Genomic DNA, 16,115 nt, shown 5'->3' with positions numbered 1-16,115 from the left:
TCCCATCGCCGGGATAACCGGGTCATTCGGAATAATCGATAAAGTTTCTCTTCAATGATAGCCGATCAACCTTAGGTACAGGCGATTGTACTACCGATGATGCGAGCCATCAGAGGTACTTTTGTGACACAGGATGGTCACATTCAAATGGGGGAGGAAACTGAGAATGCGCGCAGCTTTTGTCTGCATAGTCATGATTCAGCCGCTGATAGTATGCTCGGGCTGCCAGTGTTTTAAGGCCAGCAATGCGTACTATAACCTGATCGATGACATCAGCGATACACAGCTTTATGCAGACCGCTTCTATCGTCCCACCTGGGACCTGACGCGTATTGGCAAGCCAGACTGGTGTCAGTCACGCTTCAACCGCTGGTGGTGTAAATGCTGCAATGATTGTCAGCCACAACATTATATCAGCGATACTCCTGTAACCGACTACAGCAGCCAGCAGTCTTATGATGGCGCGTCTGTGGACGACCTGGTTCCTCTTCCTGAACCTTCCATTTTTGTGCCCCCTGATCCGTTTCCCGATGAAACGAGCATGGAGCCTGCACTTGAGGAGTCCGGCCCGGCGCTGGCGCCTGCAGTGAGTGCACCTTCCAGTTAGCAACAGCAGAAACAGAACGGGCACAAAATCAGACAACACAAGTCGAACGCGGAAAGAAACAGGTTCTCACATGACGAAGATGAGCATGACAAAATTCATTCAGAAAATGACGATTCTGGTGATCGCTGTCACAAGTAGCGTAACGGTTCCTCTCACCTCTGTTTCTGCACAACAACCACAATCCAACGAACGCGATGGCCAGAGCCCGGCCCTGACGAAGTCGGCTGCCGATCAATATCTTTTAAAAGACAATGATCGGCAGCTGACTGAATTCCAGCAGAAGCATCAGCACGTCGATCAGGAAATCCGCATTCCTGATGAAGCAGAACTGATCACCTTACTTACGAAAGGTAGTTCCTCCCGTGTTGCAAGAAAAGAATGCCTGTCACAGATTCCACTGGATCAAATGACGCAAGCAAATCGCACGAATGCCGAACACGTGTTAAAAGATCTCAGCATGTTTCGCGTTCTGCCCAAAATTCATCTCGACGTCAATCATTCGGCGTACGCCTTTTTCATCGCTCACCCCGATGTGGTCGTGAGTATCTGGCGTGAGATGAAACTGTCTGAGTTTCAGATGTGGCAGACCGGACCTTATTCCTATGAAGTCGATGCCGGCGATGGCACCGTGGGCACACTGGATGTCATTCTTCAAACACCGAAAGAGACCATCGTAGTCTGTTCGGGTGTCTATAAAAGCCCACTGCTGGCCAAGCCGATCTCGGCCAAAGCCCTGCTGCATCTGCAGACCGAATATTTTCCTGGGGAAGATAAGAAGATCGATTCCATCTCGCATCAGGTATCAATGTACGTCTCGTTTCCATCACAGACCGTGGAGATGGCAGCCAAAATCCTGGCTCCTGTGAGTAATGCGATCCTGGACCGTAACTTCAAAGAAGTTTCAATCTTCATGCATATGATGTCACTGGCGATGGAACGTCAGCCCGGCTGGGTCGAACGGATTGCCGGTCAACTGGAAGGGGTGCTGCCGGTCCGCCGTCCGCAACTGCTGAAAGTTGCTGCCCGCGTCTACATTGATGCCAGGCAGCGGGAAGCCGCCGCGGCTGCACGAAACGGAGCGGAACCCAGTCGCTTCGTGCCACCCAAGCCGATTGATGTTATCTCGCAAACCGGAAATCAGGTCCCGCGACCGTTGCCCCGGAATCTCAACGTGCAACCCGTGAGCCGCGCACAAAGTCCACAGTAAACAAAATCCTATGCAAGAACGCTCCGGTCAACGCCGCGAGCGTTTTTTGTTGCGCGGTCTGAGCACAAAGCCGAACACGGCCATCACGATCAGCAGTGGCACCACGATTTTGGGTCGGACGGCAACTCCCACGACCGCCATGATGATGACCACGAAGACCCACGGGGAAACATTCGCCCAGGCGGCATCCCGGTTTCTTGTCGGCAGCGCCAGCCAGAGGGCAAACATCAAGAGCCCTACCCGCATAAAAGCACCTGTGGCTACATCCTGCTGAGCGAACTGATCGGGGGGGGCCAACCAGAACAGATAGGCGGCAATCCCCAGGCAGCCCAGAGAGATAATACCTACCAGAGTCCGGTTGATCGGAATTTTTTCACCTGACATGAGTTCGCTCTATTACTTTCGTCCGGGGCGTGTGCGTTGATTCAGAAAGGCACCAAGGGCTAAATGATACGCGTCCGTCGTACGAAATTTCAGGTAATCCACGTTCACTGATCCACACTGCCGGGCCAGTGTCGCACAGAATTCCTGATACTGTTCCAGATAGCGGGCCCGTAACTGATGCGGATCGACCAGCTTGTTATCGCCGCGCCGCTCCAGACTGCGAAACTGAGTTGGCTTGCTGAACGGGAACTCTTCTTCTTCCGGTGTTACCACCTGAAACAGCAGCACTTCATGCCGATCATGCCGCAACTGTTTGAGAGTCGTCGTCAGCGCAGCGGGCTCGTCGAAACAATCCGAAATCAGCACAACCAGACTGCGGCGTTTGATGAGCGGCTGCACTTCACGCAGGACGGTCGAAATCGCAGTTTCGTTGCGCGGTCGCGTCTGATCGAGGACATCCAGCATCTGTCCGAAGTTTTTAGGATTCGCGGACGGTTGAATATATTCGCGGCGTTTACTGTCGAAGGTAATCAGACCGACGGCGTCCCGCTGACGCAGTAACAGGTAACCGAGCGCTGCAGCGAGCTGACGTGCATAATCAATCTTACTCAACGTCTTGCCGCCGTACGCCATACTGCCCGAACAGTCGAGCAGCAGGTAGCAGCGAAGGTTCGTCTCTTCTTCAAACTCTTTGACATAGTATTTTCCGGTCTTCCCATAAGCCCGCCAGTCGATGTGGCGGATTTCATCGCCCGGATAGTATTGCCGATGCTCCACAAATTCGACGCTCGCCCCTTTGAACGGACTCTTATGCTGACCCATCATAAAACCTTCCACCACGAGGCGCGTGACCACATCCAGTTTGCCAAACCGGGCCAGTGCCGTCGGGTCATCCAGTGGAGCATCGTGTGAAAGCATGGGGTGAGATTTCGAAATCAGGGGGTTGGTAAAAAACAGAAAGCACCGGGAGCGGACTCCCCGTGCTTTCATTTTAGCCGGTATTCACACGAATGTCGCTAATCAAGTTCTTTGATAAACACATTCCGGAAATAAAGTGTATTGCCGTGATTCTGCAATTCGATCTGCCCGGTCTCGTAAATCGGCTTATCGCGTTCCCAGTAATTTTCCAGCGTAACGTTGTCGGTGACCAGTTTTCCGTTCAGCCAGACGCTGACTTTTTCCCCCACCATTTTGATACGGAAGGTGTTCCATTCGCCTACAGGATTGTCTGCGGTGACCAGGGGTTTATCGGGGTTCTTCTTATTATTGTAGAGTCCGCCTGATCCCACGCCGTTAGCCGCTTTTACGGCGGGGTCCCAGATCTGAACCTGTGGTGAACCACGCAGGTAGATGCCGCTGTCGCCATCTTTTTTGATTTTCCAGTCGACCAGCATGTCGAAGTCGCCGTAATCTTTGGCAGTACACAGGCTCTTGCCTTTACCGTCGAACACAATCACGCCATCCACGACGTTCCAGTGTTCTTTCATTTCGTCGTCAGCTTTTTTCTGTGCTTCGGCCAATTCTTCAGGGCTCATTTTTGCACGGGTTTTAGGACTGCCAACCAGACCTTTCCAGCCAGTCAGATCTTTGCCGTTAAACAAGGCTTTGTAACCTTCGGGGGGCTGATTGAGTTTTTCTTCTTCGGCAGCTGCAAAATTGAGTGCAGAAACAGCCAGCAAAACAGCCAGCATCGTCGCGACGCGTTTCATGGTAGTCATAATCATTGCTTTCATTCTGATATCGGTCTGAAATCTTCCCGCGCGCTATACCAATGGCAGCTCCGGGAAGGACGGTACTCGGGAGGAATTTCTTAATTATCGAAAGGAATTGAAGCCACTTCAAGCCAGTCCCCCCTGATTTCGTCCGTTTCCCGCAAAGTCCCCTGCTTTCCCGGATGTCGATTTGCGATTGCTCTCGGCGACGATTAGAATGAGATTGAGATTTTTACGACTCTCCTGCAATTGATTCCCGCCTGTTACTCCAGTGAGAAAGCCACATCATGAATCGATGTCTGTTTGGAATCCTCAGCCTGCTGCTGTTGTTCGTATCCGTTGAATCCGTCTCCGCTGCGGCGAAGCAAAAAAATGTCATTGTAATTGTGGTCGATGACCAGGGCTTTCAGGCAGGTTGCTACGGAAACAAAGTCATCAAAACGCCGGGCATCGACATGCTCGCAGAATCGGGAACCCGCTTCTCCCGCGCCCACTGCACGACCGCCAGTTGCTCGGCCAGCCGTTCGGTTATCTTGACCGGCTTGTATAATCACGCCACTGGACATTACGGCCACGCTCATTCATACAACCACTTCAGCACCTACGCGACCGTGAAGTCACTCCCCATTATTCTGGAAGAAGCCGGCTACCGAACTTGCTCGATCGGCAAGTATCACGTCGCTCCCGAATACGTTTACCAGTTTCAGGAGTACCGCAATAAAGGCGTCCAGGGGAACCGCAACTCCGCAGTGATGGCCGCCAACGCGAAAGAGTTCATCACCGAAGACGACGACCGCCCCTTCTTTCTGTACTACTGCAGCAACGACCCGCATCGTGGTGGCGGCCCCGACGGTTATGCCAATTTTAATGACAACCCCGATCGCTACCCTGGTGTCACGCCTGTCAAATACAAGCCCGAACAGATCCAGGTTCCGCCCTGGCTGCCTGATCATCAGGAAGTCAAGGAAGAGCTGGCGGAATACTACCAGGCGATTTCGCGTCTCGACCAGGGCGTCGTTTCGCTGATCAACACACTCAAAGAAACCGGTCACTGGGAAGACACACTGGTGATGTTCCTCAGCGATAATGGCCCCCCGTTCCCCGGAGCCAAAACGAACCTGTATCAGCCAGGCATGAATCTGCCGTTGATCGTCCGCGATCCGACCGTCAAAAATCAGGGAATCGTCACCGATGCCCTTGTCACCTGGGCTGACCTGACACCGACAATTCTGGATTACTGCGATGTCACACCGAAGAAAGTTCCCAAACTGCAAACGGTCGTAAACAACGGCAAGCGCGTGGAAGGCAAAGGCAAGCCGGTGCCTTACACATTCCACGGGCGTTCATTCCTGGAGATCCTCGGCAAAGAGCATGCTCCCGAATTCGATGAAAGTTACGCCTCACACACGTTCCATGAAATCACCATGTACTACCCGATGCGGGTGATTCTGAGCGGCAACTACAAATACATCTTCAACATTGCCCATGAACTCCCCTACCCGTTCGCCTCCGATTTATATCGGTCACCCACCTGGCAGGGCGTATTGAAACGGGGTGATAAGATGTACGGACAGCGGACCGTTTATTCCTACCTGCACCGACCCCGGCACGAGTTGTACGATATCAAAGCCGACCCCTGGGAAGCGAAGAACCTGGCATTCGAGCCGGAACATCAGGAGACTCTGACTAAAATGCAGGAGAAGCTGAAAGCCTGGCAGGAAAAAACCAAAGATCCCTGGGTTTTGAAATGGGAATACGAGTAAAGCGGCGAAAACCAGGCTGACCAGAGCATCTCAATGTCCGTTTAGAGCGAATATAATAGCACGAGAGCCACTCAGGCGACTGGTGATCCGTATTAGCGAAAGATTAACGGCTGATACGACAATCTTCGCAGGGAATTATGGGAATTTAGACAAAGTTACTCGACGCCAGCGAGGGACCTGTCTATAATGCTGCCGTACGGTAACGACATTCGCTTACTGTATTTAGGGCTTTTAAACATCTAAATAGTGTCTAAGACAGGCGTTATTTGTATCTAAAACTGCTCTTAATCAGTCCATTTATGGACCCATAGCGCGGGGTGGAGCAGCCCGGTAGCTCGCGAGGCTCATAACCTCGAGGTCGCAGGTTCGAATCCTGTCCCCGCCACTTTTAATGCACTAGAGCCCCGAGAAACACTAGTTTTCTCGGGGTTTTTGCATTTCTCCCTTTCCAGTTGACTGACGTGACTCCCACCTTGACCCCGTTGGAATGCTTAGACTGTGTCCAGTTTTACTGTAGCGTCGCCAGGACCATTTGGGGCGAGTATCATTGATCGAGAGACGCTCTGGTTAAATGTCATGCGTTCTAGAAATTCGATGTAAATCATCCTCGGCGCGACTAAGTATCAATGAGTGAATAGAGCCCGCCGCCATCGTGCTTCAGTCTCCCTTGTTTCGCCAGTTCCTGCCAAACGGCCTGGGAATACTGGTTTGGCGGTTCAATGGCAACAACCCTTGATCGTTGACCCGAGGATGTGGCACCGTAACCCATTCCGGATTCATCATCCAGGCAAGTCAGCTTGAGACGTTTGCGAAACGCCTTCATGGCCAATTTAAGTTCCTTATTCGAGGGCAGTTCGGGTGTGGCTTCGGAGTCGACCAAAATGTATTCCTTTGCAAATCCTGATGAAACGATTAATGACTGTCTGACGTGCCCCCCAGTATGACACCAGTCACATGTCTTAATGTCCGATTGTACCAACGAGCGTGCTGCTGGTCTAAGGGCAGTATTTTTACATCAGACTGATGATCATTCCCTTCGAAAATTGAAGCCCCAGATTCAGGAGCGAGAGGGGCATGAAAGCCATTTAACCAGAAATTTACTGGAATCATTTCCGAGTGTTGTTTAGGATGTGTTCACTAGACTGTGTCCCGTTTTACTGTAGCGTCTCCAAGGCCATTTGGATCGAGTATAATAGATCGGGAGGCGCTACGGTTAAATGTGATGCGCTCTAGATTTTGAACGAAACGCCACTTAGCAGTCTCTTGCAGTCAACCTGCTGCCGGTAAGGCTGAAGCAGCTTTCATCTGGGAAATTTCGGCTCATCCTGTTGACGACAAATTCACTATAGGAGCACACTGATGAGTCACCCGCATGAGGACTTTTCCAGACTCGGATTTGCCAAAACATTTTTTCTGCCTGCTCTGTTGATCTTTCTGATCCCTACCATTTCTCTCATCCTCTTTATCTACATTCAGGGGGCTTACGACAGAGAAGGCCGTGATGCCGCTCTTCAGCAGATTCGTGCCGATCAGAGTCTTACCGCAGAACAGAGAGCCAATGCCGAAGAGTTGTTCAGCAATGTTCCCTTTTCGCAGCTGATTACCATTCCTGGAAATGAGGACATGGTGAGTCCCCAGGCGGCCTTCGACTATACCACGTTTCGCTGGGCAATTCGCTTCTCGCTCTTTTCCATCATTGGCGGCATTGTAGTGATCGCGCTGAGCGCGTTCTGCGTCGTGGCATCGCTTCGATCGCAGTGGATCCAGTACGTGAGCCTGTCGGTCAGTTGGCATGTGCTGCGCATCTTTGGTGCCGCGCAGGTGCTGATCCAGGGAGTGTTGTTATTTGCCTTGTCCTTCTGGATCACCGCGTTCTTTTTAGAGAGGTACGTCCCCAAGTTGATGGTCATTGTCGGCATCCTTGCGCTGATGGCAATCGCGGTCGTCATCAAGTCGATGTTCATGAAGCTCAACAATGAAACCGTTGTCGAAGGGACCGTGATCGAGCGGGACGCTTCGCCGGCGTTATGGCAGGAACTAAGTGCTATCTGCACGAAAGTCGACACCGAGATGCCAGACCAGGTCATCGCTGGTATTGACGACAACTTCTTCGTCACAGAGCAGAGTCTGACAGTAGGAGAAAAGAACTACTACGGCCGGTCGCTGTTTGTCAGCCTCTCACTACTGAAACAATTGAATGGCAGGGAAGCCGACGCTGTGCTGGCCCATGAAATGGCCCACTTCAGTGGCAATGATACGCTGTATTCGCAGAAGATTTCCCCTTTACTGGTCCGCTATGACAATTACCTGCAAGGGCTCTACGAGGGGGGAGTGTCGCTGCCGGTCTTCTACTTCATGAACTGCTTCCGAGCTTTGTACGAAGTCTCTCTGAAGCGTTTGAGCCGTGCACGCGAATTCCGTGCGGATCGCATTGCCACGGAAGTGACGTCTCCGCGCGACATGGCTGGTGCGCTACTGAAAATTATTGCCTACTCGAACTACCGCGTGAAAGTCGAACAGGACATCTTCCAGAAAGAAGAGGTTCTGGAAAATGCGAATGTGTCGCAGGAGATCGCGCAAGGTTTTGACAACTACGCTGGCAGCTTTATGTCAACTCCGGACATCTCGCATCTGCGAACCTCGCATCCTTTTGACACACACCCCTCTCTGGAAGACAGAATGAAGGCCGTTGGCTGTTCCCTGGAATCGCCTGATTCGCAAGTCATGCTGTCCGAACCAGGCGATGGTCAGTGGTTTCAGAAAATCGATGGAGCAGAACAACTGGAAGATGAGCAGTGGAAAGAATATGAAGAGCGATTCCGCGCCTACCATGAGGAAACGCTGCCCTATCGTTTCCTGCCCGAGACCGATTACGAACTGGCGATCGTTCTGAAGGCGTTTCCCGAAGTACAGTTGACAGGAGAGGAAGGCCTGCTGACGATTGATCACACAGGCATCAAGCACCATCCCTGGGAATCTCCCGTGCAATTCAGCGACATCCAGTCGTGTCAGATGGACGACAAAGGGAGGTTGAATTTCACTTCCACGGGGGGCACTCCGAGTAAGATTAACCTCAAGAAGTTTAAGGATTCGGACCAGCAGAAAGTGATCGAGGTGGTCGAGCGTTACTACTCCCGCTACCTGGCTGCGAAAGAATATCAGGAGCACGTCAAACAATCTGGCGGTACCGATGACGAGTAAGCCTGCGATGCGGGAAAACGATACCGTTTATTTACTACGGGATGCTGCTTTTTTCTTTACAGGCCGCTGATTCCGCGGGCGGGGCTCGGGGTAGTTTGCCAGTTTTTGTTTTAGCGTTTTGATGACATCCGGGTGTTCGGCTGCCAGGTTTCTGGTTTCTAATGGGTCGGTCTGGTAGTCGTAGAGTTCGTAGACGGCGGGTGCTGTCGGGTTGTTGTAGGGTCGCCATTCGACCAGACGAAAACGTTCGGTGCGGATGGCGCGGCCCAGCTGCTGTTTGGGGTAGGCATGATAGGCGTGGTCTCTGACCCGAGCCGCCGGGTTCTTCAGAACGGGGACCAGGCTGACGCCGTCCATGGGTTGTGGGACTGTGGGTGCGGGGAGGCCGGCGAGTTCGGCCAAGGTGGGAAACAGGTCGACGCTTTCAGCGAGTTGTTTCGTGGAGGAACCGGGCTGCGTGACTCCGGGAGCCACGATGAGCAGCGGAATGCGGTTGGCCTGTTCGTAGTTGGTGTGCTTGGTCCAGATGCCCAGGTCACCCAGATGAAAACCGTGATCGCCCCACAACACGACGATGGTCTCGTCAGTCAGTTTAAGCTGGTCCAGTTCGTGGAGCACTTTACCGATCTGGGTGTCGACGAAACTCATACTGGCGTAGTAGCCGTGGATGAGTTTTCGCTTGAGTTCCTCGCTGAACTGCGCGTTCCGCTCGACTGGTACAGGGCTGTAATTGGTGATCTCACCGCCCCGCTTGCCGGCGACCGGAGGTGCGTTCGCGGGGAGTTCTTCAAACTGGGGCAGCGGCAGTTGTGACGGATCGTAAAGGTCCCAGTACTTCTGCGGTGCGCTGAAAGGGAGATGCGGTCGCGCGAAGCCGGCGACGATGAAGAACGGCGTTCCCTCTTGCTTGCGGCGTTGCTGGGCGGCTTTGAGCCTCTGCATGGTTTCCGCGGCCACACGTCCGTCAGCATATTTGATATCGGTCACGTCGGGCGATTCATAGGCAGCGCCGCGAGGCAGTGATTTGATACGGTCAAGCTGCTGATTGGTGAAGTAGGCTTCTTCGCGCGTGAGTTTTCCGCCCTCGGTACTGACGGGGTCGAGATATTCGATCACCTTGTCGTGGAAATGTGGGACGCTGAAAGACTTTGGATCTCCGTGGTTGCCGTGCCCGATGTGAAAAACTTTGCCCAGCGATTCGGTCCGGTAGCCGCCGTGTCGCGCGAAATACTGTGGCAACGTGACCGCATCGGGAACGATCTGCCGCAACTGACTGCCGAGCCCGTATAAGCCGGTCGACGTCGAGTGTGAGCCGAGCATCAGGGTAAACCGCGACGGTGCGCAAACCGCCTGGTTGCAATAGGCCAGATCAAAGCGCATCCCGCGTGCCGCCAGGGAATCGATGTTGGGTGTGCGGGCAACCGGATCGCCGTAACAGCCGAGCGCGGGCTTCAAGTCATCGACGAGGACCAGCAGGATATTGGGACGGTCTGCAGCGGCAGCGACACTGCTAAATGATAGCATTAACAGAAGCACAAACAGGAAGTGGACGCGACGCAGAGAATTCATATTCAACATCCCTTTGTGATTATTTCCAGGTATTCTCTTTGATCGGTTTGCCGTTGGTGGTCAGGATCTGAAAATGGTGAAAGCCGGATTTCATACCTGTATAACGCCAGACGACTTTTTTGTCCGGAGTGATTTCGAACAGCTTAACCTGGTCCCCTTTGGCGCGATAGCTGGCAACCACGGTGTTCCCGTTGGGTAATCTCTGCGCGCCGCAGGCGTCGGCGAATAACGTTTCACCTAAATCATCATTCGTCACACTCCAGACAATTTTGCCTTCAGGGTCGGTCTCGATGATGCGATTTCCGTTCGTGCAGGCAATCAACGTATTGCCGTTCTTCAGGCGGATGGCGGTGAAGGGCCAGTCGCGTTTTTCTCTGCCTCGTTGGTCGGTGGCAATCACTTTCACGACTTCGCCACTTGCCGGGTCATATTCTTTGACAGCAAAATCGAGCAGATGCGGGGCGATGTAATGGCCGTTGGGCAGGACGCGCAGCATACGGGTCTGCATATGCGTGTTGCCTGTCTGGCATTGCAGGGGTGTCGTCTTCACGATCTCTCCCTGGCGATTGATGACAATGGCGCGCGGCTGCGGTCCGAGTTCGGCAACAAGGAATGTGCCGTCCGGTAAAGGTTGTACCGTACTGATTTCTTTCTGGCGGCCTTTGTACTGAAACACAATCTGCTTCGTTTTCCGATCGACTTCGACGACGCCGCCATGGGGAAAGTCTTTCGTCCCATACAAGGCCAGCAATACGTTGCCGCTGGGGAGCACCCATCCGTCACTGGCGGGCATGTCGAATTTCCATTCCACGTCACCATCTTCACCAATGATGACTGCCCGATTCGCCTTGCCTACTCCCAGAAACGAATGGTGGATTGAAACGTTGTCGCCAGCATAAATGGCGACTGTCCCTGAAAGACAACACAAAGAAATCAGCAATGTTAGCCAGAGGCGGGATGACAGTGCGAAAAAGTTTCGACGAACGGATTGAGCGCTGTTCCGTATCTGCATGGATTTCGAACTCCTGAGAATGAATGGACGGTCAAAAGCGAAACCCGATTCTAACGCAAACGCGACCGGTAAGCGATTCATTCCACAAAACTGGTGTCCGTTTCAACGGAGATCTGATTTAGACTGTGTCCAGTTTTACTGTAGCGTCTCCAGGGCTGTTTGGCCCGAGTATATTAGTTTGCGAAACGCCATACTTAAATGTGATGCGCTCTAGAAGACGCTCAGTTCTGCATCATCCGTCAAAGTACCGAAGAACGCATCCGTCTCGGATTCCCAATCCGCCAGACGTCGTTCGCCGGTAGCCAGACTCTCCTGCATGACGCCATCATCCGCGTGTTCGTAGCCCAGCAGGTGCCCCAGTTCGTGCAGGATGACGGTCCAGAGGTCGACGTGTCCGGCGGCTTCGCTGTCGGGTAATGCGATCAACGAGAGTTCACTGGAAGTTGAATATTCGCTGTTGTCCGTGGGGGTCGCATCCACAAACCAGCCATACCCGGCGGCGTTGACGTCGATATAAATCGTGCCGGGAACAGCGCGGCCCAGCGTGCCTGCTGCCAAATCGACAACTTTAATATCCACTTCTGACAGGATTTGCTGCTGTTCAGAATCCAACTGCGGGCTGACCTGTTCGACGACGGATTCCAGTACTGCCTCTGCAGCGGTCTGCGTCACTGACTCCGCTTTTGACGGTGGCGACTGTTGAGACTCGACCGTCAGTAACTGGTTCCAGGCATAAGGGAAAAACGCTGAATAATTAACTGGTCTGGCATTGGTTTTACTCTTGCCGTAATTACCGATCAGTTGAATCAAATCTCGATAATTAACCCGATCGTTCTGGTCATAATCGGCGAACCAGGCATAGTCAGAACTCGACTCGCTGGGAGTCACACCGTAGACGCCAATCCAATGGATCAGATCGCGGTGGTTAATGACGTCGTCGTCATTCAGGTCAAAGGGGTTCGCACAGATTTTAGTATACGGCTCCGTGCCATAAACTTCGCTGCTATCACTGCCATCACTGAAAATGATCTCCGACTGAACTATTTCAAAGTCGGGGCGCTGTGGGCTCAGGCTTTTTCCTTCCAGATCCAGATCAATGCCATCTTGCTCCGTGGACTCAAACCTGATCCGGGCAAATAGAACGTACTGGTCATCCCCTGCGTCGGTCAGACTGCTCTCTGCAGACAGATTTTCGACCGTTCCTGTCTGATCATTGATGGTTCCTGTCTGGTTGTTCGAAAACGCCTTCCCATATTCAATACCGGTGGCAGTCGTGATGGAAGTATGGTAGGACAACTGCAGTGCCGCTGACAGAATCCCCCTGTCAGTGGTGGAAGGAGTGCTGATCCAGATTTCCAGCCAGTAGCTCCCCCACTCATCAATCCACAAGAGGCTGGTAGGGAGTTCTTCCGCCTCTCCAGTTGCGGAGGTCGGCGTTTCACCTCCCACGATACGCAAATCAAATTGAGCGTAAAAAGCGTCAACTTCATATGCACCGATATCAACGGCGGTTCCCACAATGCGATCAAAGCCAATCCCACGTTGATCGAATTCGAGCCCTGCATCAATGACCCTGGTATTATCACCCGCATTAATGGCTGAGCTCCCGGCGATCAATGCATGGGTTTTGGTCGGCCCTCCGTTGTCACGCAAGACCGGGTCTAACAGCAATGAAACAGTAGACCCAATCAAATTATTTAGCCCGGTATACCTGCCACGGATTTGAGAATAAGAAGTGAAGCCGGCTGTATTACCTGAAACAATGGAATTGGTAATCGAAAATGAGAGATACGTCTGGATGACAAAAATGCCTCCGCCTGTATAGTTTTTTGCTGTATTTCCCACGATCGTACAATTCGTGATCGTGAAATTATCGCCACCAATCAGATAAATCCCCCCTCCATCCGATTCACTTTTATTTCCGGACACGGTGCTGTTATAGATTTTAACCGTATTTGCACTTTGGGCAGAAATCGCGCCCGCATTTCCATACGACTTATTTTCAGCAAACGTGGAGCCGGAAACTAAGAGCGTGTCCTCACTGGAAAGTTGCCCTTTGAATGAAATCGCTCCTCCTGATTGATACACACGATTCTCGTAAAATGAGCTGTCGAATACTGATAAGTTTCCATAGCTCTGAGCAATGGCCCCCCCGGAACTATCTGCGCGATTCTCAGTGAAGGTACTTGCAGTCACGGTCAGATTGCAGAGTATGATCTGAATCGCACCACCTGAAGAACTCGCATCATTCTGCGTGAACTGGCTGTTCTCAATGAGTAGCAGATCATCCGCGGGCTCAAATGAAGTACCGAAACAGAAAATGGCACCACCATTGGTAGAGAGCGCTTCGTTCTCCATAAAATCACATTGACTTACAGTCAGAGGACCATCCTGAAGGTACAGTGCCCCACCTGAATTCGAAAGATTTAACTGGAATGTTGAACCGGTAATCGAAACACCAGTTGCCCGGTCAGTATAGATGGCCCCTCCCGCAATAATGGACTCATTCCCAATAAACTCCGAATCGATTACCGTCAGAATGCCTTCATCCTGATAGATGGCACCACCATAATACACCAGGTATCCATCACCGATTCCATTCTCTTGAAAGCGTGAATTTTTTACAGTCAGAAGTCCTGCACTGGAATAGATACCTGCTCCGTCTCTTTCGGCTGAATTCCCGCTCAATGTCGCATTCAATATAGACAGAGATTCCAGGTTGTAAATCGCGCCTCCCTTTTCTGCAGATCCATTGCTCAGGGTCAGGCCGCTAATTTCAACCGTAATCCGCGTTTCAGAATTGCCATCATCGATATTAAAAATCCGACTGTTCCCATCCCCATCCAGCGTGAGCTGATCTGCCCCTAAACCGATAATGGTCACGTCATCGGTAATTACGAGCTCATTAAACAAAATCAGCGTCTGATCAAACAGACTGGCATCAAAGGTAATAGTATCCGTAGTGTCTGATTCATTCGACAGCTTGATGGCTTCCCGCAACGACAAGTTGCCGGCGCTATAGTCGCCGTCATCGGTATCCGTGGCTGAGTCGACGAGAAAATGTAAGGACTGCAATTCGAAAGCACCGATGTCAACTATACCATCAAATATTCTTGGGAAACCGGTTCCCCGCTGATCTGTCGTCAGCCCCGCGCTGGTGGCTGCGGAATTCTGGCCGGCGTTGATCGCGGCGCTGTCAGACAGCAGGGCATACGTTTTTGTCAGCCCCCCATTGTCTTTCAATTCCGGGTCCAGTAGACCAGTGATGCTCTCCTGGATAATGTTGGCAGTGCCGGTGAAATCGCCGTCAACCTGGTGACCTGAGTCAGCGTCATTCCCAGCGATGATCGTATTGGAAATCGTTGTAGGCGCGGTGCTAAACAGATAGATTCCGCCTCCTTTGCTGATATTACTTCCGGTAGCCACATTATTAACGATTGTGCTGTTAATGACAGTCACGGGCTTGCTGCCGAGTGCAAAAATCCCCCCTCCATTGAATACGCTGCTGTTTCCGGAGAATGTACTGTTATAGATTGTGACACTCTTAGACCCCTGGCTGTAGATCCCACCGCCATTGACATCGGCTGTATTTCTGTCAAAAGTCGATCCGGAAACGAAGAGCATACCACTGTTATTAATCGCCCCACCGCTGAAATCAGTATGATTCTCAATAAAACTGCTGTCATTCACAGTCAGGTCACCGAAAACATTCGAAATGGCACCGCCGGGAAACTCTGCCGTATTTTCAATGAAGGTACTGCCATTGACGATATAAATACCATCGCGCAATAGAACAGCCCCTCCCCCGAGTCGGGCATGATTGCCAGTGAACTGAGAGTTTTCTATCAAAACCAGTTCACCGTCTTCCGGGTAAGGGAACGTTTCCCTGTGATAGATGGCCCCTCCATCACTTTCTTCTGCCGTATTCCCGATAAACTGACTGCCTCGTACCGTTAAAGAACTGGCATCATCATAGATAGCCCCACCCGATCCGGCAGTATTGCCTGTGAAGATGCAATTCTCAATCGTCAGATTTTCGGTGCTGAAAATGGCACCACCATTGTCTGCCAATTCAGTATCAACGGTATTGGAATTCCCGTTTGTTAACGTCAGACCACTGATCTCTACCGTGATTGTTGAAGAACTGGAATCATCATCAATACTAAAAATTCGACTGTTGTTGTCGCCATCCAGTGTGAGTAGATTCGCCCCCAGGCCGGTAATCGTCAGGTGATCCGAAATCAGCAATTCACTGGTCAGCACAATCGTCTGCCCAGCGAGCGCAGCATCGAACGAGATCGTATCTGCGCCGGCGTTCGTATTGGCTGCTTCAACGGCGGCTCGCAAACTGCCCGCGCCGGAATCGTCCGTATTCAAAACCGTGAGCGCGGTCAGCTGTGTGCGATCTTCCAGCGTCTCGATGACATTGCGGGAAACCAGAGCCTGGGCGGACGGGGTTTTCAGCCGTTGATTCCGGGAATGACGTCCACGTCGAGGGAGAGTCGAGCGCATACGGAGCTGGTTCTGTAACGCAGTGAGCCACTGTTGTATTAACATATTGAGAACAATCCGATTGTATTGCGGGGACTCGGTTCCGATTAGCTGTCGTGTCATCACGACTGACTGGAATGAGTAGTGTGTGGTGAGTTAAAAATTAGAG

11 protein-coding genes and 1 tRNA gene are annotated in these 16,115 nt (G+C 52.0%); 5 read left to right on the top strand and 7 right to left on the bottom strand.

Annotated features, from left to right (window positions below; genetic code table 11):
- The first annotated feature begins 166 nt into the window (after positions 1-166).
- Positions 167-607 (top strand): hypothetical protein, encoded by a 441-nt coding sequence (locus tag ACN0YH_RS10985; protein WP_417379618.1) that lies wholly within the window; start codon positions 167-169, stop codon positions 605-607.
- A gap of 85 nt (positions 608-692) precedes the next feature.
- A complete protein-coding gene (locus ACN0YH_RS10980) occupies positions 693-1,814 on the top strand; it encodes a hypothetical protein (protein WP_417379617.1) in 1,122 nt (373 codons plus the stop codon).
- A 27-nt stretch (positions 1,815-1,841) separates the two neighbouring features.
- On the opposite strand, the gene ACN0YH_RS10975 is transcribed toward ACN0YH_RS10980, so the two are convergent.
- From ACN0YH_RS10975 to ACN0YH_RS10965, 3 genes are read right to left on the bottom strand one after another with little or no spacing between them, the layout of a single operon-like run.
- Positions 1,842-2,198 (bottom strand): hypothetical protein, encoded by a 357-nt coding sequence (locus tag ACN0YH_RS10975; protein ID WP_417379616.1) that lies wholly within the window; start codon positions 2,196-2,198, stop codon positions 1,842-1,844.
- 12 nt (positions 2,199-2,210) lie between these two features.
- Positions 2,211-3,188, bottom strand: a complete 978-nt coding sequence (locus ACN0YH_RS10970) for a DUF58 domain-containing protein (RefSeq protein ID WP_417379615.1) — start codon at positions 3,186-3,188, stop codon at positions 2,211-2,213.
- A gap of 26 nt (positions 3,189-3,214) precedes the next feature.
- Positions 3,215-3,916, bottom strand: coding sequence for a 3-keto-disaccharide hydrolase (locus tag ACN0YH_RS10965; protein ID WP_197994256.1), 702 nt, complete (start codon positions 3,914-3,916; stop codon positions 3,215-3,217).
- Between the two features lie 281 nt (positions 3,917-4,197).
- On the opposite strand from ACN0YH_RS10965, the gene ACN0YH_RS10960 reads away from it, so the two are divergent.
- Both ACN0YH_RS10960 and ACN0YH_RS10955 read left to right on the top strand, forming a co-directional pair.
- The gene (locus ACN0YH_RS10960; protein WP_154901450.1) at positions 4,198-5,673 is read left to right on the top strand and encodes a sulfatase; all 1,476 of its coding nucleotides are present in this window, start codon (positions 4,198-4,200) and stop codon (positions 5,671-5,673) included.
- Positions 5,674-5,984: 311 nt separating this feature from the next.
- A tRNA-Met gene (locus ACN0YH_RS10955) sits at positions 5,985-6,058 on the top strand.
- A gap of 231 nt (positions 6,059-6,289) precedes the next feature.
- Here ACN0YH_RS10955 and ACN0YH_RS10950 read toward each other — a convergent pair.
- A complete protein-coding gene (locus ACN0YH_RS10950; RefSeq protein WP_417379614.1) occupies positions 6,290-6,553 on the bottom strand; it encodes a hypothetical protein in 264 nt (87 codons plus the stop codon).
- Positions 6,554-7,032: 479 nt separating this feature from the next.
- On the opposite strand from ACN0YH_RS10950, the gene ACN0YH_RS10945 reads away from it, so the two are divergent.
- Positions 7,033-8,874, top strand: coding sequence for a M48 family metallopeptidase (locus ACN0YH_RS10945; RefSeq protein ID WP_417379613.1), 1,842 nt, complete (start codon positions 7,033-7,035; stop codon positions 8,872-8,874).
- A 27-nt stretch (positions 8,875-8,901) separates the two neighbouring features.
- Here ACN0YH_RS10945 and ACN0YH_RS10940 read toward each other — a convergent pair whose 3' ends face one another.
- The 3 genes from ACN0YH_RS10940 to ACN0YH_RS10930 form a co-directional block, all read right to left on the bottom strand.
- The gene (locus ACN0YH_RS10940; RefSeq protein WP_417379612.1) at positions 8,902-10,443 is read right to left on the bottom strand and encodes a sulfatase; all 1,542 of its coding nucleotides are present in this window, start codon (positions 10,441-10,443) and stop codon (positions 8,902-8,904) included.
- Positions 10,444-10,462: 19 nt separating this feature from the next.
- The gene (locus tag ACN0YH_RS10935; RefSeq protein WP_417379611.1) at positions 10,463-11,455 is read right to left on the bottom strand and encodes a hypothetical protein; all 993 of its coding nucleotides are present in this window, start codon (positions 11,453-11,455) and stop codon (positions 10,463-10,465) included.
- Positions 11,456-11,665: 210 nt separating this feature from the next.
- Positions 11,666-15,967 (bottom strand): choice-of-anchor Q domain-containing protein, encoded by a 4,302-nt coding sequence (locus ACN0YH_RS10930; protein ID WP_417379610.1) that lies wholly within the window; start codon positions 15,965-15,967, stop codon positions 11,666-11,668.
- Positions 15,968-16,115: the final 148 nt, after the last annotated feature.

The organism is Gimesia sp. (assembly GCF_048262075.1).
Taxonomy (GTDB): Bacteria; Planctomycetota; Planctomycetia; order Planctomycetales; family Planctomycetaceae; genus Gimesia.
The sequence above is the reverse complement of the archived record's forward strand: the minus strand, read 5'-3'. Positions and strand labels throughout refer to the sequence as shown.

Bases quoted from the DNA above. Each gene is read 5' to 3' on its own strand.
- ACN0YH_RS10935 (WP_417379611.1), bottom strand. From the start codon at position 11,455: ATGCAGATACGGAACAGCGCTCAATCCGTTCGTCGAAACTTTTTCGCA.
- ACN0YH_RS10945 (WP_417379613.1), top strand. From the start codon at position 7,033: ATGAGTCACCCGCATGAGGACTTTTCCAGACTCGGATTTGCCAAAACA.
- ACN0YH_RS10975 (WP_417379616.1), bottom strand. From the start codon at position 2,198: ATGTCAGGTGAAAAAATTCCGATCAACCGGACTCTGGTAGGTATTATC.
- ACN0YH_RS10930 (WP_417379610.1), bottom strand. From the start codon at position 15,967: ATGCGCTCGACTCTCCCTCGACGTGGACGTCATTCCCGGAATCAACGG.
- ACN0YH_RS10980 (WP_417379617.1), top strand. From the start codon at position 693: ATGACAAAATTCATTCAGAAAATGACGATTCTGGTGATCGCTGTCACA.
- ACN0YH_RS10985 (WP_417379618.1), top strand. From the start codon at position 167: ATGCGCGCAGCTTTTGTCTGCATAGTCATGATTCAGCCGCTGATAGTA.
- ACN0YH_RS10965 (WP_197994256.1), bottom strand. From the start codon at position 3,916: ATGACTACCATGAAACGCGTCGCGACGATGCTGGCTGTTTTGCTGGCT.
- ACN0YH_RS10960 (WP_154901450.1), top strand. From the start codon at position 4,198: ATGAATCGATGTCTGTTTGGAATCCTCAGCCTGCTGCTGTTGTTCGTA.
- ACN0YH_RS10970 (WP_417379615.1), bottom strand. From the start codon at position 3,188: ATGAAAGCACGGGGAGTCCGCTCCCGGTGCTTTCTGTTTTTTACCAAC.
- ACN0YH_RS10940 (WP_417379612.1), bottom strand. From the start codon at position 10,443: ATGAATTCTCTGCGTCGCGTCCACTTCCTGTTTGTGCTTCTGTTAATG.